Raw genomic sequence first — 25,559 nt, forward strand, 5'->3', positions numbered from 1 at the left:
CCGCCTCCGGGAATGCTCAGCGCAGGTGGATCCCGCGCAGCCGGCCGATGTCCGCCATCCGCCGCTCCGCCAGCCGGTCGGCGGCCACCGCCGGCGGCACACCCTCGGCGTCGGCCATGCGCAGGATCTCGCGGGTGGTGTCGTAGATCCGGGTCGCCCGCAGCTTCGCCCGCTCGAAGTTGAAGCCCTCGATCTCGTCGGCCACCTGGATGACGCCGCCCGCGTTGACGACGTAGTCCGGCGCGTAGAGGATGCCCCGATCGGCCAGCAGCTTCTCGATGCCCGGGTGGGCGAGCTGGTTGTTGGCCGCACCGGCCACCACCTTGGCGCGCAGCGCCGGCACGGTGTCGTCGTTCAGGGCGCCACCCAGCGCGCAGGGCGCGTACACGTCGATGTCCGCGGCGGCCAGCGCGCTGGAATCGTCGATCAGGGTGACCTGCGGGTGGTTGGTGCGCACCCAGGCCAGCGCCTTCGGGTTGACGTCGGTGGCGACCACCTCGGCGCCATCGTCGAGCAGGTGCCCGGTGAGGTACTTGCCGACCTTGCCCAACCCGGCCACACCGACCCGCCGGCCCCGCAGGCTCGGGGTGCCCCAGAGGTGCTCGGCGGCCGCCCGCATGCCCTGGAAGACGCCCCAGGCGGTGAGGATCGACGAGTCACCGGCGCCGCCGTGCTCCACGCTGCGCCCGGTCACGTAGCGGGTCTCCCGGGCCACGACGTCCATGTCCGCCACGTACGTGCCGACGTCGCAGGCGGTGTAGTAGCGACCGCCCAGCGACTCCACGAAGCGACCGTACGCGCGCAGCAGCGCCTCGCTCTTGATCTGCTCCGGGTCGCCCCAGATGACGGCCTTGCCACCGCCCAGGTCCAGACCGGCGAGCGCGTTCTTGTACGCCATCCCGCGGGACAGGTCGAGCACGTCGGCGAGGGCGTCCTCCTCGCTGGCGTACGGGTAGAAGCGGGTGCCGCCGAGCGCCGGGCCCAGCGCCGTGGAGTAGATCCCGATGATCGCCTTCAGGCCGCTCTGCTTGTCCTGGCAGAAGACGACCTGTTCGTGACCTGCCGATATCGGGTCGTCGGTGCTCGCGAATACGCCCATTGTTGGCTCCTGGAGTGGTGTGCGCCCTTGTGGGACGCGGACCTGGCGGACGCCGGCGGGGATGCTGCCGGTGTGATCGAGCCTAGTATCGGCCGCCCTGCGGGCGCTCGACGCGCCGCCGCCGTCCCACGTTGCGGCGCGCGTGGTCCGGTCGCTGACCGCGTACGGCTGCGGTTCGTGGGAGGATCGCGCCGTGCCGTCGCTCTTCGCTTCTTACCTGCGCGTGTACGAACCGTTGACCGCCTTCGACCGAGACCGGCAGAGCTACTGGCGCCGCTATGTCTCGGAGGGGCGGGCGGTGGCCCCGGTCGAGGGTCCCGGTCGGCAGCGGACGGCGGTGATCGAGGCGCTGGGCGCTGGCTGGACCCGGCTGCCGGACCTGCCGGAGGAGGCGTACGTCCTGGAGACGGACGAAAGCCTGCTGGTCTGCCCGTGGAACCTGCGGATCCGGGTCGCTGAGGCCGCCCTCAGCGCTCGGGACGGGGTGCCCTCGGTGCTCGCCGACGCCTTCGTGCCGCCGGTGCTCGCCGGGCAGGCCAGGGCGGTGGTCGACGACTGGCGCAGCGGCGCCCGGGTGCTGGAGCACGGTGTGCCCCGGGTGCACGAGCAGATCGCCACCTGGGGCGTGCCGCTGCGCTGGTTCGTGCTCTTCGAGCCGGCCGAACGGGACCTGGTCACCGAGCCGGGTCGACGGGCGCTGCGCTACCGCACGGAGATCTCCAAGGCCCGCCGTCGGTCGTCCCGGGCGCTGTCGGTGTTGCGCAAGTCGGTGGGCGAGGCGCCGATCACCGAGGCGGTGGAGGAGGCGGCTCGCTGGCTGGAGGAGTTCCATCCCCGGTCGGTTGTCGAACTGGACTACGGCGGCCTGGTCGATCTTCTCTCCAACGAGACTCTCGCGGCGGACGACTCGCCCGAGTTGGTCGCCAACGGCCTGGCGGGGCTCTCGCGCGGTGAGGCCGAGGAGGCTTCCGCCGCGTACGACAAGCTGGTGGCCCGGTGGCGCGCGGTGCAGTTGCTGGAGCGGTGCAATTAAGGACATATGCCCATAGGAGCGCTCCCAAAGTGAGGCGTGCTCGTAGTTGACGCATCACGAACCGTGATCATGAGTCCGAATAAGGTGGTTTCTGCCGTGTAAAAGTCGTAAAAATCGGGCATGGTTCATCCGTCCGTCTAGGGACCTTCATCCGTTCGGCCCATGTCGGACATCGGGGACTAGCCGGACCATGGGAGACGCGTCGGCCGGCGGGACCCCGGCCGATGTCTATACATGTGGAGGAGTGACCGATGGCATCGCGAACGCACGAACCAGAGCCGCTACTCACCCCGGCCGAGGTGGCGTCGATGTTCCGTGTCGACCCGAAGACGGTGACCCGGTGGGCCAAGGCGGGCAAGCTCAGCGCCATCCGCACCCTGGGTGGTCACCGTCGATACCGCGAGTCGGAGGTCAGGGCGCTGTTGCAGGGCCAGATCCCGCAGCAGCGGCAGGGTGACTGAGCGGCACAATTTTTCCGGTCAGGGGCGGTGGATCTCGATCCGCCGCCCCTTTCCATGCCGGCACACGCCCTCAGCGACGGCCGTCGGCCAGCATCACCCTCAGCGCCGGCCCTCAGCCAGCGTCACGCGGATGCCCACGGTGCCGCCCTCGCCGCGGCGTAGCCGGCTGCCCAGCAGGCTCAACCGGCCGATCACGCGGTACTTGTGCTTGAGCAGGTCGCGAATCCGGCCGGTGTCACCGCCGCCACAGATCGTCGCGTGGGCCGGCACCTCCGCCCCGTGCGGACGCCCCCGCACGTCGCAGGGCGCCAGGGTCACGTCGCCGTTGTTGCGGATCCGTTTGACCTTGCCGGAGTCGGCCCGGGTCCAGACCGCCAGAGCCTCGCCGTCGCGGACCGCCCAGACCGGGGTCGGCACCGCCCGACCGTCCTTGCGGAAGGTCGTGAGCAGGAGGTATTTCTCGGCGGACAGCCGGTCCAACATGGTCACGCCGCCAGGATACGACCGCTGCGGGCCGTCCAGTGGCCGGATAGCGTGAACGCCGTGACGGGCGAGCCTCAAATCGGTGACGTGGTCGGTGAGCTGCTGCGGGACACGCTTGCCGTGGCCACCGGGGTGGGCCCTCGACCGCTGGTCGGCGGTCGACTGCCCCGGCCGGTCATCGAGATCATCGAGCGGGACGACGGGCTGATCAACGGCGCGCCGGCCGCGCACTACCTGGACGGGCCGCAGGAGTGGCAGCCGTACGACCACCGGGCGGTGGACCGGGTCCGCGGCGAGACGCTCGACATCGGCACGGGCGCCGGCCGGATCGCGCTGCTGCTCCAGGAGCGCGGCGTACCGGTCACCGGGCTGGACACCTCCGCGGGGGCGCTGGCGGTCAGCCGGCGTCGCGGCGTCCGGCGGGTGGTGCACGGCACCGTGGACACGCACGTCGCCGACGGTCACCGGTACGACACGTTCCTGCTGCTCGGCAACAACCTCGGGCTGTTCGAGGGCCGGCAGCGTGCCCCCGCGTTCCTGGCCGCGCTCGCCGCGCTGGCCCGGCCGGGCGCGCAGATCATCGCGCACGGCACCGACCCGTACGGCACCCGCGACCCGCTGCACACCGGCTACCACGAGCGCAACCGCCGTCGGGGCCGGCTCGGCGGACAGTTGCGGCTCCGGCTGCGTTACCGCGAGCTGAGCACCGAATGGTTCGACTACCTGGTCTGTTCGGCTGACGAGTTCGCCGCACTCGTGCACGGCACCGGCTGGCGGCTGACCGATGTGGACGACCGGGACGCCCCCTACTACCTGGCCACCCTGCGCCTCGCCGACTGAGCGACGGCCCCTGCGCGACGCTGCGCGGGGGCCGTCGTACAGCTCAGACCTGGACGGTCGGGGGAAGCTCCTCGGGCGGCATGCCGCCGTCGCCGTCGACCACCTCGTCCGGGGTGCCGTCCTCGTCGAGGTCGACCATGGTGATGTCCACCTTGCCGTCACCATCGGTGTCGAACTGGAACAGGTCGGCCTTGCCGTCGCCGTCGGTGTCCACCACCCACACGTCGGTCTTGCCGTCGTTGTTGGTGTCGGCGCGCAGCAGCTCGACCCGCTCGTCGCCTCGGGTCTCCACGATCTCGGAGTCGGTGACGCTCTCCGGTGCCTGGCTCATGTCGACTGGTTCCTTCCCTTGGTTGACGGGCCGTCATTACCCGATCCCGCGCTCCCCCAAGCATGGGCCGGGTGGTCGAGCTGTCTAGGGTCGCAGCATGAGCGAGCGGAGCGGGCGAGACACCCAGCTCGGTGTGGCGGGGACCCCGCGCGCCGACGGGCGGGACAGGGAGGCGTGATGAGCGGACGTTTCGTGGTCGTCGGTGCCGGCACGATGGGGCTCGGCATCGCGTACGTGGCGGCCGGGGCCGGGCACGCCGTCGAGTTGGTCGAGGTGGACCCGGAGCGGGGCGCCGCAGCGCTGAACCGGCTCGCCGAGCTGTGGGAACGAGCCGTGCAGCGCGGGAAGCTGAGCGCCGACGAGGCCGCCGCGCACCGGCAGCGGGTCACGCTGCGCCCGACGCTCGCCGAGGTCGCCCCCGGCCCCGACGTGATCGTGGAGGCGGTGCCGGAGCGGCTCGACCTGAAGCGGGCGGTGCTGCACGACGCGGCTGCGCTGCGCCCGGCGCTGTTGGCCAGCAACACCTCCAGCATCGCCATCGGTGAGCTGGCCGCCGGGCTGGACGCGCCCGAGCGCTTCCTCGGCCTGCACTTCTTCAACCCGGTCTGGGCGATGGCGCTCCTGGAGATCGTGGTCGGCCCGGCCACCGCCGAGGAGACCACCGCCGCGGCTGTCGCGCTCGCCGGCCGGTTGGGCAAGGACCCCGTCGTCGTACGCGACCTGCCCGGCTTCGCCACCTCCCGCCTCGGGGTGACCCTCGGGCTGGAGGCGATCCGGATGGTCGCCGACGGGGTGGCCAGCCCCGCCGACATCGACAAGGCGATGGTGTTGGGATACCGGCACCCGATCGGGCCGTTGGAGCTCACCGACCTGGTCGGCCTCGACGTGCGGCTGGACATCGCCCGTACCCTCCAGGCCGCGTACGGGGACCGTTTCGCGCCGCCGTCGCTGCTCGTGGAGATGGTGGACGAGGGGCGGCTGGGCAAGAAGTCGGGGCACGGCTTCTACCGGTGGAACGACGGGGTCAAGCAGTGAGCGCGCTCGCGGGCCCCACGGGCGCCAACGAGAGGTGGGCGGGGCAGTGAGCGGGCTGCGGATCGAGGAGCGGCCGGACCGGCTGGTGGTGACCCTGGACCGGCCGGAGAAGCGCAACGCCATCGACGCCGACCTGATCGCCGAGCTGCACCAGGTCTGCGCCGAGTTGGAAGCCCGTCCCCGGCTGCTGCTGCTCACCGGTGGCACGGCCGGCATCTTCGCCGGTGGCGCCGACATCGCCCAACTCCGGGAGCGGGGCCGCACGGACGCCCTGGCCGCGATCAACTCCGCCGCCTTCGCGCGGATCCGGGCGCTGCCGATGCCCACGGTGGCCGCCGTCGACGGCCCGGCGCTGGGTGGTGGGGCGGAGCTGGCGTACGCCTGCGATCTGCGGGTGTGCACGGCGCGGGCGGTCTTCGGCCAGCCGGAGGTGCGGTTGGGCATCCTGGCCGGCGCGGGCGCGACCCACCGGCTACCCGCGTTGATCGGCGAGGGTCGGGCCAAGGAGCTGCTCTTCACCGGGCGGCGGGTGGACGCCGCCGAGGCGCTGCGCATCGGTCTGGTGAACCGGGTGGTGGACGAGCCCGACGAGCTGCTCACGGTGGCTCACGCGCTGCTGGACGAGATCGCCCTGGGCTCGTCGTTGGCGCTGCGGTTGACCAAGCTGGCGGTGGACGCCCCCGCCGCCGCGCACCCCCACCTCGATCTGGTCAGCCAGGCGGTGCTCTTCGAGGACGAGGAGAAGCACCGGCGGATGACCGAGTTCCTGGAGCGCCGCCGGCCGCGCTGACTCCGGGAAACGAAACGGCCGCACCGACGCTCGCGCCGGTGCGGCCGTTTCCTGCTTCTGGTGGTGCTACTGCCGGATCTGCACTCCGCTGTCGGCCAGCGAACGGATCACCGAGGCCGACTCGCCGAAGCCGATGATCAGTACGGCGTCCGCGCCGAAGTCCTTGATCTCCTTGGCGCCGCCGGAGAAGTCCACCGGGGGAGCCTTGGCGTCGGCGGGCGGCTCGTAGGTGAGCAGCTTGAGGCGGTCGCCGGAGATGCCGGCCTTCTCCAACTCGTCGCGGACCGTGCCCTGGAGGCCCTCACCGTAGGAGTCCTTGCGGGCAACGATGACGATCTTCTGCGATCCGTCGCGGAGGATGACGTCGGCGAGCGCCCGGCCCTGGAGGCTGTCCGGCGGTGCGGTGCGGAAGTAGAGGCCGCCGTCGTCCACGTCGGTCAGGCTGCTGTCGGTGTTGGACGGGGAGAAGAGGATCTTCCCGGCCTGCACCACGTCCGGCAGCACCGCCCGGGAGATACCCGAACCACCCGCGCCGATGATCACGCTGACGCCACCCGTCACGTGCCGGGCCACGGTCGCCTTGGCCACCACCGGGCTGGTGCCGTCGTCGCCCTCCACCCACGTCACCGGCTTGCCCAGTGCGCCACCGGCGGCGTTGATCTCCCTGATCGCCAACGCGGCGCCGGCCGCCATCGGCGGGTAGGCGATGGCCAGGTCACCGGTCTTCGGCAGCAGGCCGCCCAGGATCAGCGGCTTCTGGTCGGGGTCGGCGGTCGGCCGCTGCTTCTTCGGCTTCGGCGGCGTCTTGGTGCTCGCCGCCGACTCGATGCCCGCGCCGACGAACTCGGTCTTGCCGTCGTTGATCTGCTGCCCGTCGAAGGTCAGCGTGGCGTAGCTCGCGGTGGCCGGCTCGCCCTTGTCGGTGAAGCCCGCCCGGGTCAGCGAAACGCCGCGGTACTCGATGTCCTGCCCGGCACGGGCCAGCGCGAGGCAACTGGCCGCGTCCTCGCAGCGCTGCCCGTCGTTGGTCACGGCGACGATCTGCTTCGCGATGGCAGCCGGGTCGGTGCTCCCGGCCAGTTGGGCGGCGAGCACGGCAACCACCACCGCGTCGTACGTCTCGGCGGAGTACACGTAGTCCGTCAGCGCCGGATTGACGGTCCGTAGCCGGCTCTTGAAGTCGTCGGGCAGCGGAACGAGTGGCGTGGTGCCCTTCATCCCGTCGACGAGACTTGCACGTTCCTTCAACTCCGCAGGATAGGAGTTGAGCATGTTGCCGTCCGTGCCATAGAGGCGCACCTGTTGGGCGCTGGGCTCCTTGGCCTTGTCATCCCCGCAGGCGCTTGTGGCGAGCAGGATCGTCGCGCAGGCAGCCAGTGTGGCCACCCGCGAACGGCGTGATACGAGCATGGTCGTCCTTCCTCCGGCGAAGGTCCGCTGCGCACATTAGCGTGCCGTGGCCGTCGGCGGGACCGTGGAGGTGGCGTAATGCGCAGGTAGCTCGCGTTGAACACGGACAGTGACGATCTTCCGGGTCGCTTGACCGGCCGTCCTACTGTGCGCTGCGTGACGGACCTACCACAGCAGACGTTCGACGACGCGACCGCCGTGCTCCACTCGGCGCTGACCGGAGATGGGGACGCCGTGGTGGGAGCATTCGACGCGGTCGTCGACCGGGCCGGCCTCAGCGGCGCGTACGGGGTGGCCTGGTGCCTGGCCGCGACGATGGTCGGTGACGCGCCAGCGGCCAGCGGAGCGGCGCTCGACTTCCCGGGAATCGACCAGGCCGACTACGACACCCGCTGGGTGGCCCGCTTCGTCAGCGCGTACGCCAATCGCGACGAACCGACGGGCGAGGCGCTGTTCGGCGCCGCGGCGGCCGACGGGCTGCTCCCCGCCTGCCTCCTCACCCTCGCCGGCTCGACGATCGCCACCCTGCGCAGCCGCGCCGAGCCCGATGGTGTCCGACCCGTGTGATAGCTCTGTAGCCATGTCCGAGGCGATGCTGAGCAAGGTGCGCAAGCTGCTCGCCCAGGCTGAGGACCCAGCCTGCACACCCGCCGAGGCGGAGGCGTTCACCGCCAAGGCGACCGAGTTGATCGCCCGCTACGGCGTGGACCGGGCGCTGCTCGCCGTCCGTGACCCGACCACCGACCCGGTCGGCGACCGGGTCCTGGAGATCGTCGCCCCGTACGCCCGCGACAAGGTCGGTCTGCTCGCCGCGGTCGCCGAGCCACTGCGCTGCCGCTGCGTACGCCGCCGGCAGGGCAACGGCTTCACGCTGCACCTGTTCGGCTTCGCCAGCGACCTGGAACGGGTCGACCTGCTCTTCACCTCACTGCTCGTGCAGGCGGCGCACGGCCTGGCCGCCACCGAGGTGCCCGCGGACGACCATCCCGCCGCCTTTCGCCGATCCTGGTTGGCCGGTTTCGCGGAGGTGATCGGGGGTCGACTCTGGGCGGCGGAGACGGCGGCGGCCAGCGAGTCGGGGGCTCCGTCGGTGGCGCTGGTGCTGGCTGACCGGTCCGACCGGGTGCAGCGGCGGCTCACCGAGGAATACCCGCGGCTGCGCACCGCACCGCCCCGCAGGCTGGGCGGCACCGGCTTCGGGTCGGGGGCGGAGGCCGGCCGCCATGCGCATCTGGGTGGTCGCGACCTCGGTGGCGACACTGCCCGGGCACGGCAACTCGGCCATTGACGAGCGCGTGCGGTTCGGCCTCGGACAGCCGGATGTCGGTTCGGCCTCCGACGACCTTTTGGCGTTGAGGGTCAGGCGGGGGTGGTGGGCTGCTGGCGCGACACCGTCGCGACGTAGCGGGTGAGCAACTCGTGCCAGCCGGCGGTGAGCGCCTCGCGGTATCCCTCGGCTGCCTCGCCGTGCCGGTCGAAGTGCCGGTGCTCCAACTCGACCCGGGTGCGCTCCGCCCCCTCGGGATGGAACAACACCTCGACCTCGCTCGCGCGGGCCGGGTCCGGCACCGGCGCCCGGTCGGGGCCGATCTGCCAGACGAAGACCAACCGGCGCGGCGGGTCCCAGGTGAGCACCCGACCCCAGTCGGAGCGGAAGCCGTACGGGCCGATCTCGTAGAGCATCCCGCCAGCCCGCGGCTCCATGCCCAGCTCAGCAAGGGCGTCCGGGCCGGACCAGGTGTATTCGGTGACCCACCAGTCGGTCAGCTGGTCGGTGAAGACCGCGAACGCGTGCTCGGCGGAGCCCGGGACGTGGAGGCTGCACCGTAAGGAGAACCGGTCGCCGTCCTGCCGGATGTCGGCCGGATCAGTCTTTTCCTGTCCCATAGGCCCGGACCATACCGGCTGATGCCCGCGTGTGCAGCTTCGTGTTGCGCCGGGTTTGGACACCGGGTGGCCGATCCGTCACGGACGGGATGCTCCGCCGGAAAGCGGGTACCCGCGCCGAACGGCCCGGACGACCGGACCGGTTTGCGGGCGGGCGGGAGAGCATGAGCGAGAGCGCGCAGCAGCGGGAGCCGGGCCAGGGGGACCCGGATGTCCTGCTCGACATTCCGAGGGTCTCCGTCGACTCGATCCGGCTGGCGGTCGACGGACTGGACGCCGACCTGTCGCTGCGGGCCCGGGTGGCCAACCTGATCCAGGTCGACGCCGGCGTACGGGTGCACCTGAGCGGCGCCGAGCTGGACATCGACGGGGTGCACGCCGAGGCGCAGCTGCGGGTGCGGTTGGAGCAGTTGACCATGATCCTCGGGCGGGCACTCGACACACTCGACCACAACCCGCAGATCATCGAGGCGCTCGCTCGGACGGCTGTCACCGCCCTCGACGACGTGAACCGCGGCGCACCACAGCCGGCCCCCGGGGCCACGGCGGTCGGGGCACGCCCCCCCGGCGGCTTACTCGACGGGCCGGGCCAGCGGGTGGGCGCGGTCGGCGCCGTCTCCGACCCGGGCCGAGCGGGCTCCGATCGACCGGGTGCCGATCGGCCAGGCGATCGTTCTGGTCCTGATCGTTCTGGTCCTGATCGGGCGGGAGTGGGTCGGCCCGGCTCTGCTGCTGAAGGCCCCACGTCTCACGCTGGCGGCCCGGGGCCCAGCGCTGGAGGACCCGGGTCTCGGGCCGGTGGCCCGGCGTCGGGGGAACAGGTACGACCGGAGTCCGGCGGAACGCAGGGCCGTCACCCGACAGGCCGGCGGCACGGGGAGCGCCACCACCCCGAAGGGCAGCGGCCGGCAGGTCTGGACGGTGGGCAGCGATCGGCAGGTCCCGGCGATGAGCAGCGGCCGGCAGGTCCGGGCGGCGGACAGCGGCCGGCGGGCCCCGGCGACGGGCAGCGACCCGCAGGGCCGGGCGGTGGGCAGCGATCGGCCGGGGCGGCTTGGGGGACCGGGGGCCCGGCGGGGGCGGCGACCGGGCAACCTCGTAGCCGACCCGATCAGTCGCCCGCCCCGGGCCCGAGCGCGTCCGGAGATGGGGACGGCGGCAGTGGTCCGCTGGGTGGGGCGCAGGCCGCAGCGCAGAGCGCGGCCCAGTTCGCCGAGCAGGCGGGGGAGACACTGCGCCAGGCCGGACGCAGCGTGTGGGAGGCGATCCAGAGCGGCATGGCGCAGCACCGCCAGCAGGGCCGCGACGACTGACAGCCGCAGGGATTTGGCAAAATCGGGGCATTTTGCACGCCTGGATGCCCCGATTTGCAGGAAGTGGAGTGGATCACATTCCGGCGGGCCGAAGGTCGTCGGTGAAAAGACGCCCCAACAGCAAGATCCCCACCTGCGTTTCCGCTGGTGGGGACCTCTGTAGCCCGGCGAAAGGCTATGTGGCCAGGGGCGGGGTCGAACCGCCGACCTTCCGATTTTCAGTCGGACGCTCGTACCAACTGAGCTACCTGGCCGTACTGCTCGGCCCATGTTACCCGGCAACCGGACGAACCGGCGGCAAGGGCGACATGCTCCGATACGCAGAACGCCGCGCGAGGCGCGGCGTCAGCGCTGCGGTCCTGACGGGACTTGAACCCGCGACCTCCGCCTTGACAGGGCGGCGAGCACTCCAACTGCTCCACAGGACCTAGCTTGTGTTGCTCCGGCTTACGCCGGTCGTGCCCCCAACGGGATTCGAACCCGTGCTACCGCCTTGAAAGGGCGGCGTCCTGGGCCGCTAGACGATGAGGGCGGCCCCGCCATCATTGCACATTGGCAACTTCAAGCGGACTTGCTCCCATCCGGCCCCGCCGGAGGCTTGGAAAGCATACGTGATGCCAGGTCGGTGAACAAAATCGGTATCGGGGTGCCCGGAGATCGGGGCGTAACCGCAGGTCAAAGGGTGTTTCAAGGTGCTGGCCGGCCTGCGCCGGCCCGGAGACAACACCGCCGGAACTCCGGCTCGACCGGTCCGGCACGTCCTAGTTGAGTCGGGCGATGCCGAAGCGTTTCTTCAGATCGGCGATCACCTGGGGGCAGGCGGCGAGCGTCGCGGCCCGATTGCCGCCCCCGTCGTGCAGCAGCACGATGGCACCGGGACCGGCGGCGGCGTGGATTCGCTTGCCGATCGTGGCGGCGCTCGGCTTGTCCCAGTCCTGTGGGTCGACCGACCAGTGCAGGGGGCGCATGCCGAGGTCCTTCGCCACCCCCAGCACCTCCGACGTCCATCGGCCACCTGGTTGCCGGTAGTAGGACACCTTCGCCCCGGGAGCCGCCGCCTGGATGGCCCTGTTGGTGCGGTCCAGGTCGGCCCTGATCTCGGCGACCGGTCGCCGCGCCAGGTCGAGGTCGTGCCGCCAACTGTGGTTGCAGAGCTGGTGGCCCTCGCGGACGATCCGGCGGACCAACTCCGGGTGTCGCTGCACCTCGCGACCGACGACACAGAAGGTGGCCGTCACCTTGGCGGCCCGCAGTTGATCGAGCACCTTGGGCGTCCAGGCCGGGTTCGGCCCGTCGTCGAAGGTCAACACCACCGGGCGCGCACCGGTGGTGCGACGCAGGCCGGCGGGGAGCTTGGCCGGCAGTGGTCGCAGCGGAGTCTTGGGCGGCTTGGCGACGGTGGGGTGCGGCGGGGTGGGCGGGGCCGATGGCATCGGCTGCGACGCGCTGGAGCGGGTGATGGTGCGGTCCGGCTGGGCACAGCCGGACAAGACCAGCGCCATGGCGAGGACGGACGCCAGGGCGGCGCGGGCTTGCATCTGCTGGCTCCCGGAGGGGTCGGGGTAGGCGGAGCCTCCGACGGTAGTTCACGCCGCAAACGGGCGACAGTGCGGTCAGTCACGCCTCGACTGGTCCAGCGAGTCACGGACCGCGACGGCGAGCGAGACGGCCTCGGCCAGATCGATCGGCCGCACCACCCCGGCGGGCAGCGCGTCGGCTCGCCAGCCCGGCCCGGCGGCGAGCACCAGCAACGGGCGACGGGGTGCCGCGAGGAGCGCGCTGAGCTGAGCTGGGTCAGCGGTGGCCCGGGTGTGCGACCAGAGCACCACGGCGGCCGGTCCGGTCCGGTTGACCGCCTCGAGGAGGGCGGCGACCGGCACTCGGGCGCCGAGCGTCCGGTAGCTGACCCCGGCCTCCGCGAGCGCGGCGGCCAACGCCTCCAGCGGCAGGGTGTGCTGCTCCTCGTCGGCGCAGGAGAGCAGGATGCGGGCCGGCCCGCTGGGAACCTTGGCCCGACTGGCCGCCGCGAGGGCCTCCGAGACGCAGCGGGACACCAGGTGTTCCACCTCGATCAGGCCGGCGGTGGCGGCGTGGCGTTCGCCGATGCCGGTGAGGACCGGGCGCAGCAGGCCTTCCCAGGTGGCGACGACTCCGCCGGCGGCCAGGGCGTGCGCGATCGTCTCGCTGATCGCCGCCGCGTCCAGCCGCATGGCGGCCCGGGCCAACCCGCGGGCTGCCGGGCCGGCGCGGCCCACCGGGATGGTTCCACCGCCGTCCCGGCCGGGTCGGTGGATCCGAGTGGGGGCGACGGTGTCGGTGGGCGTCGGATCGGGTGCCTGGCGGGCCCAGCGGGCGGCCTCGGCGGGGCTCACCCCCTCGGCGGTGAGGCGGCGCATGATCTCGAGGCGGGCCAGATCCTTGGGCGTGTACCGGCGGTGGTGGCCGGGGATGTGCTCGCTTGGCCCGAGCCCGTAGCGCTGGTGCCAGGTGCGCAGGGTGGTCACCGCGACCCCCAGCCGGCGTGCGACCGCCCCCGCACTCAGCGCCTCATCGACCACCCGACCGCTCCGCCGTGTCATCCGCCGACGGTCCGGACGGGGTCACGGCCGGATCGGATGTGCCCGACGTGGCGCCCGAGGGGTGCAGTAGCCGGTTCACCACCCCGCCCAGCCAGGGGGCGTACGACCGGGGGTCGAGGTCCAGCTCGGCTTCGAGTGCGGTGGGGTCGGCCCAGCGCAACTCGGCGACCTCGTCCGGGTCCGGCAGGAGCGGGGCCGCGGGCAGGAAGTCACCCCGCAGTACGTGGTCGTACTCGAATTCGACCCGGCCGGTGGCCGGGTCCTCGGCGTAGTAGACGTAGACGCCGACCTCGGTCAGCTCGACCGGACCCGCGCCCAACTCCTCGCGTAGCCGCCGGTTGGCCGCCTCGGCGAGGGACTCGCCGGGCCGGGGGTGGCCGCAGCAGGAGTTGGCCCAGCGCAGCGGGAACCGGGTCTTGACGGCGGCCCGGCGTTGGAGCAGCACCTGGCCGTCCGGGTCGACCAGCAGCACCGAGAAGGCCCGGTGCAGGTGCCCCGGGGGTTGGTGTGCGGCGGCGACGGTCATCTCGCCGCGGGCTTTGCCGGCGTCGTCGACCAACTCGACAAGGTGCTCCTCGCGGCTGCTCATCGACCTTCTCCACTGATCCGGCCGGCGGCGAGCTTGCCGGAGATGAGCACCATCGGCACACCCACCCCGGGTTGGGTGCCGGAGCCGACGAAGACCACGTTCGGCAGGTCGCGGTGCAGGTTCGACGGGCGGAACGGGCCGGTCTGGAAGAGGGTGTGTGCGGCGGCGAAGGGGGTGCCGGCGGCCATCCCCTGCTCCTCCCACTCGGCCGGGGTGATCGCCCGCAGCACCTCGACCCCGGCACCGAAGCCGACGTACCCGCGCTCCTCCAGCGTGCCGATCAGCTGGTCGCTGTAGCGCTGGGTCAGGTCACCGCGCCACTCGAACGGCGCCCGGTGCAGGTTGGGCACCGGGGCGAGCACGTAGTAGGTGTGCCGGTCGGGTGGGGCCACCGAGGGGTCGGTCCGACTCGGGTTGGTCACCAACAGTGACGGATCGGTCATCAGCTCGCCTCGCCGGATGACCTCATCGAAGGTGCCCTTCCACGCGCGTCCGAAATGGATGTTGTGATGGGCGATCTTCGCATAGGCCTGTCGGGACCCGACGTGCAGAACGACGCACGACGGGGAGTAGGTGAGCCGACGCCGTGGCGCGGCGGGGAGCAGGTCCCGGTAGGCGACCGGTAGGTCGGGGTTGAGCACCACGACATCCGCCCGCACCAGTTCGCCGTCGGCGGTGAGCACACCTGTGGCACGGCCGTTCGCCGTCTCCACCCGGGTCACCGTCGTGTCGTACCGGATCTGCACGCCGTGCTTCTCGGCGGCGCCCGCCATGGCCCTGGAGACCGCGTGGATGCCGCCGCGCGGGAAGTAGACCCCGGCCACCGAGTCGAGGTAGGCGATGACCGCGTAGATGGCGAGGGCGTCGTGCGGCGCGAGGCCGGCGTACATCGCCTGGAAGGAGAAGATCCGCTGGGTACGCGGGTCCCGGAAGAATTGGTTGATCTTCGTCTGGAGGCGTCGGAAGGCTCCGCCGCTGAGCAGCTTGAGGAGGTTGCCGGTGATCAGGTCGGTCGGCGCGTCGAGGTTGCGCTCGATGAAGTCGGCCCGCTCCAGCCGCCACAGCTCACGCGCGTAGTCGACGAAGCGCAGGTAACCGTCGGCCTCGCGCGGCCCGCAGACCCGGGAGATCTCGGCCGCCATCCGCGTGGTGTCGGTGAGCACGTCCAGCGTCGAACCGTCCGGGTAGTAGGCCCGGTAGGCCGGATCGAGGGGGGTCAGGTCGAGCCAGTCGTGCAGCTCCTCGCCGACCGCGCCGAGCGCCTCGGCGATCAGGTCGGGCATGGTGAGCACGGTCGGGCCGGTGTCGAACTCGTAGCCGTCCACGGCGAGCCGGCCGGCTCGCCCGCCGGGCACCGGCTCGCGTTCCAGCACGGTGACCTGTCGCCCGGTGCCGGCCAGGTGCAGCGCGCAGGCGAGCCCGCCCAGGCCGGCCCCGACGACCACCACCCGGTCCGTCCGTCCTGTCACCGTCCGCACGTGACCACCTCCTCGAGAGAATCGCTCATCAGGCCCGCCGGTTGGTCGCGGCGGTGGCCAGCCCGGTCAGTGCGGTTCGCGCCGTACGGTCCACGGGTGCGGCGTCGAGCGCGGCAAGCGCGTCGCTCACCCGCTCGGCGATCATCCGCTCCACCCGGGCCACCGCGCCGGTCTCGGCCACCAGCTCGGCGAGCCGGTCGACAGGTGTGTCACCGGGGCGCTCCAACGCCTGGAGTTGCGCCGGCGTGGCCAACTCCCGGGCCAGCATGAACAGCGTGGTCGGCTTGCCGGTGCGAAGGTCGTCACCGGCCGGCTTGCCGGTGGCGGCCGGATCGCCGTACACACCGAGCAGGTCGTCGCGGAGCTGGAAGGCCTCGCCGACGGCCAGGCCATAGCGGGTGTACGCGGAGATCAGCGGATCGTCGGCGGGCACCCCGGCCAGGCAGGCGCCGAAGAGCAGTGGTCGTTGGACGGTGTAGCTGGCGGTCTTGTAGTGGGCCACCCGCAGCGCCCGGTCGACCGACCAGTTGGCCGGGTCGTTCTCACCGAGCACGTCCAGATACTGCCCGGCGACGGTCTCCACCCGCATCTGGTCGTAGCAGCGGCGAACCTCGAACAGGCGGGCCGGTGGCACCGTGGCGTGCGCCAGCAACCGGTCGGCCCAGACCATGCAGAGGTCGCCGATGAGGACGGCGACGGCCTCGCCGAACCGCCTGGGATCACCGCGGTGACCGGCGGCGATGTGCTGCTGGGCGAGCGCGACGTGTGCGGTGGGGCGGCCGCGCCGGGTGGTGGAGGCGTCCATCACGTCGTCGTGCACCAGGGCGAAGGTGTGCAGCAACTCCAGCGCGGCCAGCGCCGGCAGCACGGGCGGCAGTGCCTCGGCGCCGCCGATCGCCCCGCGCCAGCCCCAGTAGGCGAACGTCGGCCGGATCCGCTTGCCGCCGACCAGGACGGCCTCCCGCGCGGAGGTGGCGAAGCTGCCCATCGACGCGTCGATCTCGGCGAGGGAGTCGACCTCGGCGGTGAGGAAGGTGGTCAGGGTCTCGTCGACCGCCGCGACCAGCTCATGGGTGTACGCGGCCAGAACGGCACCGACCGGGTCGTCCCGGTCGACCGGGACTGCCGCCGCCACACGAGTCGCATTGCCCGCAACTGCGTCGTTGGCCATGCGGCTGAGCGTACCCTAGGCTGCGAGTTGCGTCGATTGGTGCGTCGATAAATGAGGAGGGCCGGTGGACACAGATCTCACCGCTGCCTACGACAGGTGTCGTGAGCTGCACAAACGTCACGGCCGCACCTACTATCTCGCCACCCGACTGCTGCCCGCATGGAAACGGCGACATGTGCACGCCCTCTACGGGTTCACCCGGTACGCGGACGAGATCGTCGACCGCACCGAGGACCTGCCGCCGGCCGAGCGGGCCGCCCGCCTGGACGACTGGGCCAGCCGGTTCGTGGCCGGTCTGCGCGGTGCGCCAGTCGACGACCCGCTGCTGCCGGCCGTGCTGCACACCATCGCGGTCTTCGATCTCGACCGGGACGATTTTGCGTCGTTCCTGAAGAGCATGGCGATGGATCTGACCGTCACGGCGTACCCGACCTACGACCACCTGCTCGACTACATGGAGGGCTCGGCGGCGGTCATCGGCACGATGATGTTGCCGATCCTGGGCAGCTCCGACCCGGCGGCGGCGCGGGAGCCGGCCCGGCAGCTCGGGTTCGCCTTCCAACTCACCAACTTCATCCGGGACGTCGCGGAGGATCTCGACCGGGGCCGCACCTACCTGCCCGACGAGGACCTGGCGAAGTTCGGGGTCACCCGCGACGAGCTGCTCGAGGCCCGCACCAGGGGGCGCGGCACGCCCCGCATCCGCGAGCTGATCGAGTACGAGGTGACCCGCGCCCAGGCGCACTACGCCGCCGCCGCGCCGGGCATCACCATGCTGGCGCCAGCCTCGCAGGCCTGCATGCGCACCGCGTACGCCCTCTACGGCGGCATCCTCGACGAGGTCGCCGCGCAGGACTACGACGTCTTCGTCCGGCGTGCCGTGGTGCCGCAACGGCGACGGATGGCGGTGGTCGGACGGGCGCTGCTCACCTCGACCGGTACGCCGGTCACCATCCCCGGGCCGACTGTCGATCCGGAAACCCGGTGACCGCAGGCACCGCGATCGTCCTCCTCACCCGCGACCTGCGGGTGCACGACCACCCGGCGCTGGCCACCACCTGCGCGGCCTTCGACCGGGTGGTCCCGCTGTACGTGCTCGACCCGGCGCTGGCCGACCGGTCGGCCAACCGCACCCGGTTCCTGCACCAGGCCCTCGCCGACCTGCGCGCCGAACTGCGCGAGCGGGGCGGCGACCTGGTGGTGCGACACGGTGACCCGGTGGCCGAGACGATCCGGCTGGCCGGCGAGGTCGGGGCCACGGCCGTCGCGCTCTCCGCCGACGTCAGCCACTACGCCCGCCGGCGGGAGCGGCGACTGCGCGCCGAGTGCGAGCGGCACCGGCTGCACCTGCGCCTGTTTCCCGGGCTGACCGTGGTCGAGCCGGGCGCCCTGCGGCCCGGTGGCGGCGGCGACCACTACCGGGTGTTCAGCCCCTACCACCGGGCCTGGGCGGCCAACCGGTGGCGGGAGGAGTTGGCCGCGCCACGCCGGGTGACGCTGCCCGGCGGTGTGCGCGTGGGCAGCCTGCCGAAGCCGCCGGCCGGGGACTCGCCGGACGCGGCGGTCGGCGGTGAGCGGGTCGCCCAGCAGCGGCTCACCGACTGGCTGCCGGACCTGGACCGGTACGCCGACCAGCACGACGACATGGCCGGCGACGACACCTCCCGACTCAGCCCGTACCTGCGCTTCGGCTGCGTGTCCCCGCTGGCGGTGGCCAACCGCGCCGGCGACCGGTCCGGGCCGTTCGTCCGGCAGATCTGCTGGCGGGACTTCTACTACCAGGTCACCGCCGCCTTTCCGGAGATCTCGACCGCGGCGTACCGGCGGGGTGCCACCGAGCAGTGGCGCTACGACGACGACGCGCTGGCGGCCTGGGCCGAGGGGCGGACCGGAGTGCCCATCGTCGACGCCGGGATGCGGCAACTGCGGACGCAGGGCTGGATGCACAACCGGGCCCGGCTGATCACCGCCGGCTACCTGACCAAGTCGCTCGGGCAGGACTGGCGGGGCGGTGTCGGAGTCTTCTTCCGCTGGCTGCTGGACGGGGACGTGGCCAACAACTCCGGCAACTGGCAGTGGGTCGCCGGCACCGGCAACGACACCAAGCCGTACCGGGGGTTCAACCCCGTCCGGCAGGCCGAACGGTACGACCCGGCCGGCGACTACGTGCGCCGGTGGGTGCCGGAGCTGGCGACGGTGCAGGGTAAGGCCATCCACCAACCGTGGAAACTGCCCGAGGCGCCCGACTATCCACCGCCGCTCTCGGTGCCGGGCACCGACCCGGTCTGGCTGCGCTGATCAGAGGCAGGAGTGCAACACCTCGACCAGCTCGTCCACCCGGTCGTGCTCGGCGAGGTGCGCCGTCGCGTACGCGAAGGTGTAGCCGCGCTCCGGGTCGGCCCACGCGCTGCTGCCACCGAGGCCGCCCATGCCCCAACTGCCGTCCGGCTCCCACTGCATACCCAGCGTCCAGTGGGCCGGGCGGTCCAGCACCAGGTCCGGCCCGTCGTACTGGACCCGGGTCGCCTCCGCCACCAGTTCCGCGCCGAACAGCCGAACCCCGTCCAGGACACCGCCGGCCAGCAGACCGGTGTAGAGCCGACCCAGGCCGCGAGCGGTGGCGTGCAGGTTGACCGCCGGCATCTCGGCAGCCCGCCACAGCGGGCTGTTCACCACGGCGAGGTCCTGCCCACCGGCCGGGTTGCCCATCGCGCGCGCCCGCAGTGAGCCCGGCTCGCCGAGCGCCCGGGTCGGCCACCCCGGGTCGCCGTAGCGCAGGTCGGCGCAGCGTCGCTGGTCCGCCTCGGTCAGCCCGAACGCCAGGTCGAGCTGCCACCGGTCGGCGATCTCCTCGGCCAGGAACCGGCCCACCGACCGCCCGTCGACGCGACGGACCACCTCGCCCACCAGGTGCCCGTACGTCCAGGCGTGCTCGCCGGCCACCGAGCCGGGTGACCACTCGGGGTCGGCGGCGGCCAGGTCGCCGGCGAGCAGCGCCCAGTCGGCGATCGCGGTGGCGGGCCGGGGCACCGGAAAGGTCGGCAGCCCGGCGGTGTGCGACAACACCTGGCGCACGGTGGCGGGGGTGCGGAACTCCGGCCAGTACCTGTCGACGGGCGCGTCGAGGTCGACAGACCCCCGGTCGACGAGCATCAGCAGACAGAGCGCGGCCACCGGCTTGCCGACCGAGTAGACGTTGACGAGCGTGTCCGGCCGCCACGGCTCGGCGCCGGTCCGGGTCCCGCCGACCAGGTCGACGACCGGCTCACCGTCGTACCAGATGACCAGGCCGGCGCCGGTCTCCCGGCCGGAGGTGAGCAGGTCGTGGAAGCAGTCCCGGACCGGAGCGAAGCGTGCGTGCATCCCGCCACCGTAAGGGGCCGGCACGGGTGAGCGTGTCGACTTTTCTCCGGGCCCCGGTGGTTGCGGTGGTGTCGCTGGGGGATGCTGTTCCGGTGGCAGAGCCGGAGCTGGTGGATGTGGTCGTGGTGGGGCTCGGGGTCGGCGGCGAGGAGGTCGCCGAGCGACTCGCCGAGGCCGGCCTGAGTGTCGTCGGCGTCGAGCGGGACCTGGTCGGTGGGGAGTGCCCGTACTGGGGCTGCATCCCGAGCAAGATGATGATCAGGGCCGCCAACGCGCTCGCCGAGGCCCGCCGGGTGGATGGGCTGGCCGGGACGGCCCAGGTCCAACCGGACTGGGCACCCGTGGCCAAGCGGATCCGTGAGGAGGCCACCGACACCTGGGACGACACGGTCGCGGCGGAGCGGTTCACCGGCCTGGGCGGTCGGCTCGTGCGCGGCAGTGGCCGCTTCGACGGCCCGGCCCGGGTCCGGGTCGGTGACCAGGTCTTCCAGGCCCGCTACGGGGTCGTGTTGGGCACCGGCACCCGTCCGTCGGTGCCGCCGATCGACGGCCTGGCCGACACCCCGTACTGGACCAACCACCAGGCGATCGAGGCCGACCAACTGCCGGAGTCGCTGCTGGTGCTCGGCGGCGGCGCGATCGGCCTGGAGCTCGCCCAGGTCTTCGCCCGCTTCGGAGTGCGGGTCACCGTGGTGGAGGCACTTGACCGGGTGCTGGCCGTCGAGGAGCCGGAGGCGTCCGACGTCGCCGCCGCGGCGCTGCGCGCCGACGGCGTGGAGATCCACACCGGGGTACGCGCCGAACGGGTCGACCACGACGGCACCCGGTTCGTCCTGCGCGGTGGCGGCGGGGCGGAGTTCACCGCCGACCGGCTGCTGGTGGTGACCGGGCGCAAGGCGCACCTGGAAGAGCTGGGGTTGGACACGATCGGCGTGGACGCCAACCAGCGTTACCTGTCGGTCGACGACCGGTTGCACGTCACCGATCGGGTCTGGGCGGTCGGCGACCTGACCGGCGAGGGCGCCTTCACCCACATCGCCATGTACCAGGCGAGGATCGTGATCGCGGACATCCTGGCCCTGGCCCGGCAGACGAAGGCCGGTGCGGACGCCAGCGGCACGTCCAGCGTGGTCGGTGGCGCGATGGGGGCGTCCAGCTCGCTGGCCGCGAGCGGGTCGAGCGGGTCGGCCGGCACCGTCCCGCGAGCCGACTACCGTGCGCTGCCCCGGGTGACCTTCACCGATCCCGAGGTGGGCGCGGTCGGGCTCACCGAGCAACAGGCCCGCGAACGCGGCATCAACGTGCAGGTCGGCTTCACGAAGCTCGGCAGCTCCACCCGGGGCTGGATCCACCAGGTCGGCGACGACGGGTTCATCAAGCTCGTCGCCGACGCCGACCAGGGCGTGCTGATCGGCGCGACGTCGGTCGGCCCGGCCGGCGGCGAGGTGCTCTCCGCACTGGTGGTGGCGGTGCACGCGGCGGTGCCGCTGAGTCAGCTCCGCCACATGATCTACGCGTACCCGACCTTCCACCGGGCCATCGAGGCCGCCCTGGGCGACCTGTCCTGACGCCCGCGCCGCGCCGGGCCGCGCCGGGCCGCGCCGGGCCGCGCCGGGCCGCGCCGGGCCGCGCCGGGCCGCGCCGGGCCGCGCCGGGCCGCGCCGGGCCGCGCCGGGGGTGATCCACTCGATTGCAGGAAAGTCGCGGTGTCCGGGGGCTCTCGACACCGCGACTTCCTGAAAGCCGAGTCGATCAAGACCCGGACGGTGCGACCTGGTGTCGAGAGGGCCCGGACACCGCCGCCCGGCCCCGATGCCGCGCACCGGAATGGGGCCGGATGGGAAGAATGCGGCAGCTATCCAGCAAACGCCGGGCATTTTGCTGTTCATTTCTTTCATTGTGGTGACGTACGATTGCGGCTGTGACCAAGCGGTTGACTGAAGTTGCCAAGAAGGCGGGCGTCAGCGAGGCCACCGTCAGCCGGGTGCTCAACGGCCGTGACGGGGTTTCCGAGGCGACCCGCACCGCCGTGTTGACCGCACTCGACGTGCTGGGTTACGAGCGGCCGACCAAGCTGCGCGGCGAACGTGCCCGGCTGGTCGGGCTGGTGTTGCCCGAGTTGCAGAACCCGATCTTCCCGGCGTTGGCCGAGGTCGTCACCGGGACCCTCGCCCAGCGTGGCTACACCCCGGCCCTGTGCGCCCGGACCATCGGCGGCGTGTCCGAGATGGACTACGTGGAGATGCTCCTCGACCATCAGGTCTCCGGGGTGATCTTCGCGGGTGGCTCGTACGCGCTCGCCGACGCCCGGCACGACCACTACCGTCGACTGACCGACCGGGGCCTTCCCGTCGTGCTCGTCAACGCGGGCGTGGACGAGTTGGGCTTCCCCCGGGTCTCCACCGATGACGCGGTCGCGGTGGAGCAGGCGTACGGGCACCTGCGCTCGCTCGGGCACGAGCGGATCGGGATGGTGCTCGGCCCGGAGGGGCACGTGCCGTCCCGCCGCAAGTTGGACGCGATGATCCAGGCCGCCCGCTGGGGTGCGGCCGACGCCGAGTGCGTCGAGCGGTCCAGCTTCTCGATGGAGGGTGCCCGGGTCGCCGCGACGAAACTCGTCGAGCGTGGCGTGACCGGCATCATCTGCGCCAGCGACGTCCTGGCGTTGGGCACGATCCGTGCAGCCCGGCGGTTGGGTCGCTCGGTGCCGGCCGACGTGTCGGTGGTGGGCTTCGACGACTCCGCGTTCATGACGTGCACCGACCCGCCGCTGACCACGGTGCGGCAGCCGATCGAGACGATGGGGCAGGCTGCCGTGGACCTGCTGGTCACCCAGATCGAGGGTGCCGGCGTGCTGCACGACGAGTTGCTGTTCGAGCCCGAGTTGGTGGTTCGCGGTTCGACCGCTCCCGCCCCGGGTCGCTAGGGCCGCACCCACACGACGCTTCGGCCGTCGACCGCTCCTGCGGTCGGCGGCCGTTTTCGTCGTTGCGCACCAGGACCGGCATCGACCTTGCCGAATGACCCGCCAAAAGGGATCAAAAACCAACAAACGGGGCTGCTTTCACGGCTTTGCAAACATCTGCCGTAATCACGTCGTGTCCTTTCGGAACAGGGTCGATACCTTGCCGAAATGAGTCCCCCTCGCTACAGTGACTCCACTCACACCTGGCTCCGACGCAGCTACTGGGCGTCAGGTCGTATCACCGCAGATCAACGAAGGTCATTGGAGTCACCCGTTCCCGAAGGGATGGACAGATGTCCGTACCGCAATACCGAAAGGCTGCGGCGGTTGCGCTCGTGGCCGGCCTGGGGCTCAGCCTCACGGCGTGCTCCACGAAGAGCGACGACAAGGACACGACCGCCGGCGGCAAGGTCACCATCACGGTCGACTGCCAGCCCGTCGGCGCCCAGAAAGAGCTGTTGAAGAACTGGAACGACGACGTCGCCGAGTTCCAGCGGCAGAACCCGGACATCGTCGTCAAGAGCGTGAGCGTCGGCGAGCAGTGCAACAACCCGCCGGACTTCACCGCCCGCCTCGCCGGCGGCACCGTGACCGACGTGTTCTACGGCTACATGACCGACCTCCAGCAGGTGCTGGACTCGGGCCAGGCGATGGACATCACCCAGTACGCCAACAAGGACACGATCCCCACCTGGGACAGCGTCGACCCGGCGCTCAAGGAGGTCTTCACCGACGGCGGCAAGCTCTACGCCGTCCCGGTGAAGAACTACTCGATGGGCCTGGTCTACAACAAGGCCCTGTTCCAGCAGGCTGGGCTCGACGCCAACAACCCGCCGAAGACCTGGGCCGACGTCCGGGCCGCCGCCAAGAAGATCTCCGCACTCGGCAACGGCATCGCGGGCTACTCGGAGTACAGCGCCGGTAACACCGGCGGCTGGCACTTCACCTCCCTGCTCTACTCGCAGGGCGGCCGCGTGCTGACCGAGGACGGCAAGAAGGCCGACTTCAACAACGCCCAGGGCAAGCAGGTCCTGCAGAACATCAAGGACATGCGGTACGGCGACAACAGCATGGGCGCCCGCCAGCTGCTGCAGTGGGGCGACCTGCTGACGAACGCCGGCGCGGGCAAGGTCGGCATGTTCATCGGCGCTCCGGACGCCACCCAGGCGATCGTCACGCAGTTCCAGGGCAAGTTCCAGGACTGGGCGATGAGCCCGCTGCCCGGCCAGGACGGCGCGGCGAAGGGCACGCTCGGTGGCGGCGAGGGCTACTTCTTCAAGAAGGACCTGACCCCCGAGCAGGTCAAGGCCGGCATGAAGTGGATCGCGTACCAGAAGTTGACGCCGGGCAAGGGTCAGTTCGACTACGTCCGGGCCAAGCCGCAGAACTACCCGGTGGGTCTGCCCCAGCCGCTGCTCTTCGCCAACGGCAGCGAGGCGCAGAAGCAGGAGCTGGAGCTGCGCAAGGCGAACGCGAACGTCGACACGGCGAACTTCGCGCTCTTCGAGGCCACCCCGGTGCCGATCAAGGGTGAGCCGCGTAACGCACAGGCGGTCTACGCGGTGCTCGACGCCGCGATGTCCGGTGTGCTGACCAACCCGAACGCGAACATCGACGCGCTGCTCAAGACCGCCGAGCAGAAGGTCAACCAGCTCCTCGCCGCGGAGAGCTGACAGTTCGTGTGGGGGCCGGGACGCCGACCGGCCCCCACACCATCCGCGCCACACCATCTGCGCCACATCGTCGACGTCACCGACTCACCCAGGAGTTGCCTTGGCGATCACCACCGTCCCGGAGACCCCCAGGAAACCGGGCCGCCCGCCGTCGCCGTACTCGGCGGGGCCGCAGCGCACCAGCCTCGGCCGCAAGTTACGGGACAACCTCACCGGGCACGCGTTCCTGATCGGCGCGGTGCTCTGCTTCGTCGTCTTCTCCTGGTACCCGATGGTCCGCGGCCTCGTGATGAGCTTCCAGCGGACCCGGCGCGGCGAGACCACCTGGGTGGGCTGGGACAACTACTCCCGTCTCATCGCCGACCCGAGCTTCTGGCCGGCCTGGCAGAACACGCTCTACTTCACGGCGCTCGCGCTCGTCCTCGGGTACGCGGTGCCGTTCTTCGTGGCGGTCCTGCTCAACGAGTTCCGGCACGCCAAGGGGTACCTGCGGATCCTGGTCTACCTGCCGGTGATGCTGCCGCCGGCCTCGGCGCTGTACCTCTTCAAGTTCTACGCGTACGACCCCAGTGAGGCCGGGCTCTTCAACGCGATCCTGAAGGCGCTGCACCTGCCCACCTCGCAGTGGATGCAGTCGCCGGAGATGACGATGCCGGCGATGGTGATCGCGTCGACCTGGATGAACATGGGCGGCGCGGTGCTCATCTACCTGGCGTCGTTGCAGAGCATCCCCGGCGAGCTGTACGAGGCGGCGGAACTCGACGGCGCGGGGATCTGGAAGCGGATCCGCCACGTGACGATCCCGCAGACCCGGCTGATCCTCGCGCTCCTGGCGATGATCCAGATCGTCGCCACGATGCAGCTCTTCATCGAGCCCCTGATCCTCGCCAACGGCGCGGGCGCGGAGGACTCCGCGACCACTGTGGCGTACCTCATCTATCAGCACGGGTTCTTCCAGAACGACCTCAACGGCGCCGCCGCACTGGGCGTGATCATGCTCGTGGTGCTGGCCGGCTTCTCCGCCGTGTACCTGCGGCTGAGTGCGAAACAGGACTAGGA

General features: G+C 71.5%; 25 protein-coding genes and 3 tRNA genes. 14 read left to right on the plus strand and 14 right to left on the minus strand.

What is annotated here, in order from left to right; translation table 11 throughout:
* Positions 1-16 precede the first annotated feature (16 nt).
* Positions 17-1,099 (minus strand): Glu/Leu/Phe/Val dehydrogenase, encoded by a 1,083-nt coding sequence (locus AB0B14_RS31675; protein WP_357068922.1) that lies wholly within the window; start codon positions 1,097-1,099, stop codon positions 17-19.
* Positions 1,100-1,292: 193 nt separating this feature from the next.
* Between AB0B14_RS31675 and AB0B14_RS31680 the strand changes: the two genes are divergently transcribed.
* Both AB0B14_RS31680 and AB0B14_RS31685 read left to right on the plus strand, forming a co-directional pair.
* The gene (locus AB0B14_RS31680; RefSeq protein WP_357068974.1) at positions 1,293-2,132 is read left to right on the plus strand and encodes a hypothetical protein; all 840 of its coding nucleotides are present in this window, start codon (positions 1,293-1,295) and stop codon (positions 2,130-2,132) included.
* A gap of 251 nt (positions 2,133-2,383) precedes the next feature.
* Positions 2,384-2,593, plus strand: a complete 210-nt coding sequence (locus AB0B14_RS31685; RefSeq protein ID WP_007073996.1) for a BldC family transcriptional regulator — start codon at positions 2,384-2,386, stop codon at positions 2,591-2,593.
* Positions 2,594-2,692: 99 nt separating this feature from the next.
* On the opposite strand, the gene AB0B14_RS31690 is transcribed toward AB0B14_RS31685, so the two are convergent.
* On the minus strand, positions 2,693-3,082 hold the full coding sequence (locus tag AB0B14_RS31690) for a PPOX class F420-dependent oxidoreductase (RefSeq protein ID WP_357068919.1): 390 nt from the start codon (positions 3,080-3,082) through the stop codon (positions 2,693-2,695).
* 54 nt (positions 3,083-3,136) lie between these two features.
* On the opposite strand from AB0B14_RS31690, the gene AB0B14_RS31695 reads away from it, so the two are divergent.
* The gene (locus AB0B14_RS31695; protein WP_357525745.1) at positions 3,137-3,916 is read left to right on the plus strand and encodes a class I SAM-dependent methyltransferase; all 780 of its coding nucleotides are present in this window, start codon (positions 3,137-3,139) and stop codon (positions 3,914-3,916) included.
* Between the two features lie 43 nt (positions 3,917-3,959).
* Here the strand turns inward: AB0B14_RS31695 and AB0B14_RS31700 are convergent, their stop codons facing one another.
* Positions 3,960-4,247 carry a hypothetical protein gene (locus AB0B14_RS31700; protein ID WP_357068915.1) on the minus strand — a complete coding sequence of 96 codons (288 nt, stop codon included), beginning with the start codon at positions 4,245-4,247 and terminating at the stop codon, positions 3,960-3,962.
* A gap of 177 nt (positions 4,248-4,424) precedes the next feature.
* Between AB0B14_RS31700 and AB0B14_RS31705 the strand changes: the two genes are divergently transcribed.
* Positions 4,425-5,282, plus strand: a complete 858-nt coding sequence (locus AB0B14_RS31705; protein ID WP_357525747.1) for a 3-hydroxyacyl-CoA dehydrogenase family protein — start codon at positions 4,425-4,427, stop codon at positions 5,280-5,282.
* Between the two features lie 46 nt (positions 5,283-5,328).
* Positions 5,329-6,072, plus strand: coding sequence for an enoyl-CoA hydratase/isomerase family protein (locus AB0B14_RS31710; RefSeq protein WP_357068911.1), 744 nt, complete (start codon positions 5,329-5,331; stop codon positions 6,070-6,072).
* A 66-nt stretch (positions 6,073-6,138) separates the two neighbouring features.
* On the opposite strand, the gene AB0B14_RS31715 is transcribed toward AB0B14_RS31710, so the two are convergent.
* Positions 6,139-7,482 (minus strand): ABC transporter substrate-binding protein, encoded by a 1,344-nt coding sequence (locus tag AB0B14_RS31715; protein ID WP_357068909.1) that lies wholly within the window; start codon positions 7,480-7,482, stop codon positions 6,139-6,141.
* A gap of 156 nt (positions 7,483-7,638) precedes the next feature.
* Between AB0B14_RS31715 and AB0B14_RS31720 the strand changes: the two genes are divergently transcribed.
* Positions 7,639-8,049, plus strand: coding sequence for a hypothetical protein (locus tag AB0B14_RS31720; protein WP_357525749.1), 411 nt, complete (start codon positions 7,639-7,641; stop codon positions 8,047-8,049).
* 13 nt (positions 8,050-8,062) lie between these two features.
* Complete coding sequence (locus AB0B14_RS31725) at positions 8,063-8,770, plus strand: DUF2786 domain-containing protein (protein ID WP_357068905.1); 708 nt, start codon at positions 8,063-8,065, stop codon at positions 8,768-8,770.
* Positions 8,771-8,841: 71 nt separating this feature from the next.
* Here the strand turns inward: AB0B14_RS31725 and AB0B14_RS31730 are convergent, their stop codons facing one another.
* Positions 8,842-9,369, minus strand: a complete 528-nt coding sequence (locus tag AB0B14_RS31730; protein ID WP_357068903.1) for an SRPBCC family protein — start codon at positions 9,367-9,369, stop codon at positions 8,842-8,844.
* A gap of 164 nt (positions 9,370-9,533) precedes the next feature.
* On the opposite strand from AB0B14_RS31730, the gene AB0B14_RS31735 reads away from it, so the two are divergent.
* Positions 9,534-10,682 carry a hypothetical protein gene (locus AB0B14_RS31735; RefSeq protein WP_357525751.1) on the plus strand — a complete coding sequence of 383 codons (1,149 nt, stop codon included), beginning with the start codon at positions 9,534-9,536 and terminating at the stop codon, positions 10,680-10,682.
* Between the two features lie 180 nt (positions 10,683-10,862).
* Here AB0B14_RS31735 and AB0B14_RS31740 read toward each other — a convergent pair.
* From AB0B14_RS31740 to AB0B14_RS31775, 8 genes are all read right to left on the minus strand, one after another.
* Positions 10,863-10,936: transfer RNA gene (locus tag AB0B14_RS31740), tRNA-Phe, on the minus strand.
* Between the two features lie 100 nt (positions 10,937-11,036).
* Positions 11,037-11,110, minus strand: a tRNA-Asp gene (locus AB0B14_RS31745).
* Positions 11,111-11,141: 31 nt separating this feature from the next.
* A tRNA-Glu gene (locus AB0B14_RS31750) sits at positions 11,142-11,214 on the minus strand.
* Between the two features lie 229 nt (positions 11,215-11,443).
* Positions 11,444-12,220: a polysaccharide deacetylase family protein gene (locus tag AB0B14_RS31755; RefSeq protein ID WP_357525753.1), complete on the minus strand. Its 777-nt coding sequence runs from the start codon at positions 12,218-12,220 to the stop codon at positions 11,444-11,446.
* 75 nt (positions 12,221-12,295) lie between these two features.
* Positions 12,296-13,240 carry a MerR family transcriptional regulator gene (locus AB0B14_RS31760; RefSeq protein WP_357525811.1) on the minus strand — a complete coding sequence of 315 codons (945 nt, stop codon included), beginning with the start codon at positions 13,238-13,240 and terminating at the stop codon, positions 12,296-12,298.
* On the minus strand, positions 13,230-13,850 hold the full coding sequence (gene idi, locus AB0B14_RS31765; protein ID WP_357525755.1) for an isopentenyl-diphosphate Delta-isomerase: 621 nt from the start codon (positions 13,848-13,850) through the stop codon (positions 13,230-13,232). The genes AB0B14_RS31760 and idi overlap by 11 nt, the downstream gene beginning before the upstream one ends.
* Positions 13,847-15,328: a phytoene desaturase family protein gene (gene crtI, locus AB0B14_RS31770; protein WP_357525757.1), complete on the minus strand. Its 1,482-nt coding sequence runs from the start codon at positions 15,326-15,328 to the stop codon at positions 13,847-13,849. The genes idi and crtI overlap by 4 nt, the downstream gene beginning before the upstream one ends.
* Positions 15,329-15,356: 28 nt before the next feature.
* On the minus strand, positions 15,357-16,499 hold the full coding sequence (locus tag AB0B14_RS31775; RefSeq protein ID WP_357525759.1) for a polyprenyl synthetase family protein: 1,143 nt from the start codon (positions 16,497-16,499) through the stop codon (positions 15,357-15,359).
* A gap of 64 nt (positions 16,500-16,563) precedes the next feature.
* Between AB0B14_RS31775 and AB0B14_RS31780 the strand changes: the two genes are divergently transcribed.
* Positions 16,564-17,487: a phytoene/squalene synthase family protein gene (locus tag AB0B14_RS31780; RefSeq protein WP_357068891.1), complete on the plus strand. Its 924-nt coding sequence runs from the start codon at positions 16,564-16,566 to the stop codon at positions 17,485-17,487.
* Positions 17,484-18,797, plus strand: coding sequence for a deoxyribodipyrimidine photo-lyase (locus tag AB0B14_RS31785; protein WP_357525761.1), 1,314 nt, complete (start codon positions 17,484-17,486; stop codon positions 18,795-18,797). The genes AB0B14_RS31780 and AB0B14_RS31785 overlap by 4 nt, the downstream gene beginning before the upstream one ends.
* Here the strand turns inward: AB0B14_RS31785 and AB0B14_RS31790 are convergent, their stop codons facing one another.
* The gene (locus tag AB0B14_RS31790; RefSeq protein ID WP_357068887.1) at positions 18,798-19,862 is read right to left on the minus strand and encodes a serine hydrolase domain-containing protein; all 1,065 of its coding nucleotides are present in this window, start codon (positions 19,860-19,862) and stop codon (positions 18,798-18,800) included. It lies immediately after the preceding gene.
* A 92-nt stretch (positions 19,863-19,954) separates the two neighbouring features.
* Between AB0B14_RS31790 and AB0B14_RS31795 the strand changes: the two genes are divergently transcribed.
* From AB0B14_RS31795 to AB0B14_RS31810, 4 genes are all read left to right on the plus strand, one after another.
* Positions 19,955-21,430, plus strand: coding sequence for an FAD-dependent oxidoreductase (locus AB0B14_RS31795; RefSeq protein WP_357068885.1), 1,476 nt, complete (start codon positions 19,955-19,957; stop codon positions 21,428-21,430).
* Positions 21,431-21,783: 353 nt separating this feature from the next.
* The gene (locus AB0B14_RS31800; protein ID WP_357525763.1) at positions 21,784-22,788 is read left to right on the plus strand and encodes a LacI family DNA-binding transcriptional regulator; all 1,005 of its coding nucleotides are present in this window, start codon (positions 21,784-21,786) and stop codon (positions 22,786-22,788) included.
* Between the two features lie 332 nt (positions 22,789-23,120).
* Complete coding sequence (locus tag AB0B14_RS31805) at positions 23,121-24,500, plus strand: extracellular solute-binding protein (protein ID WP_357068881.1); 1,380 nt, start codon at positions 23,121-23,123, stop codon at positions 24,498-24,500.
* Positions 24,501-24,600: 100 nt separating this feature from the next.
* Positions 24,601-25,557, plus strand: a complete 957-nt coding sequence (locus AB0B14_RS31810) for a sugar ABC transporter permease (protein ID WP_357525765.1) — start codon at positions 24,601-24,603, stop codon at positions 25,555-25,557.
* Positions 25,558-25,559: the final 2 nt, after the last annotated feature.

This window comes from Micromonospora sp. NPDC049171 (assembly GCF_040648275.1).
In the GTDB taxonomy this organism is placed as follows: domain Bacteria; phylum Actinomycetota; class Actinomycetes; order Mycobacteriales; family Micromonosporaceae; genus Micromonospora.

Excerpts from the sequence above, each read along its gene's own strand:
- AB0B14_RS31675 (WP_357068922.1), bottom strand. The coding sequence starts at position 1,099 with ATGGGCGTATTCGCGAGCACCGACGACCCGATATCGGCAGGTCACGAA.
- AB0B14_RS31685 (WP_007073996.1), top strand. The coding sequence starts at position 2,384 with ATGGCATCGCGAACGCACGAACCAGAGCCGCTACTCACCCCGGCCGAG.
- AB0B14_RS31700 (WP_357068915.1), bottom strand. The coding sequence starts at position 4,247 with ATGAGCCAGGCACCGGAGAGCGTCACCGACTCCGAGATCGTGGAGACC.
- AB0B14_RS31705 (WP_357525747.1), top strand. The coding sequence starts at position 4,425 with ATGAGCGGACGTTTCGTGGTCGTCGGTGCCGGCACGATGGGGCTCGGC.
- AB0B14_RS31715 (WP_357068909.1), bottom strand. The coding sequence starts at position 7,482 with ATGCTCGTATCACGCCGTTCGCGGGTGGCCACACTGGCTGCCTGCGCG.
- AB0B14_RS31725 (WP_357068905.1), top strand. The coding sequence starts at position 8,063 with ATGTCCGAGGCGATGCTGAGCAAGGTGCGCAAGCTGCTCGCCCAGGCT.
- AB0B14_RS31730 (WP_357068903.1), bottom strand. The coding sequence starts at position 9,369 with ATGGGACAGGAAAAGACTGATCCGGCCGACATCCGGCAGGACGGCGAC.
- AB0B14_RS31735 (WP_357525751.1), top strand. The coding sequence starts at position 9,534 with ATGAGCGAGAGCGCGCAGCAGCGGGAGCCGGGCCAGGGGGACCCGGAT.
- AB0B14_RS31755 (WP_357525753.1), bottom strand. The coding sequence starts at position 12,220 with ATGCAAGCCCGCGCCGCCCTGGCGTCCGTCCTCGCCATGGCGCTGGTC.
- idi (WP_357525755.1), bottom strand. The coding sequence starts at position 13,850 with ATGAGCAGCCGCGAGGAGCACCTTGTCGAGTTGGTCGACGACGCCGGC.
- AB0B14_RS31775 (WP_357525759.1), bottom strand. The coding sequence starts at position 16,499 with ATGGCCAACGACGCAGTTGCGGGCAATGCGACTCGTGTGGCGGCGGCA.
- AB0B14_RS31790 (WP_357068887.1), bottom strand. The coding sequence starts at position 19,862 with ATGCACGCACGCTTCGCTCCGGTCCGGGACTGCTTCCACGACCTGCTC.
- AB0B14_RS31805 (WP_357068881.1), top strand. The coding sequence starts at position 23,121 with ATGTCCGTACCGCAATACCGAAAGGCTGCGGCGGTTGCGCTCGTGGCC.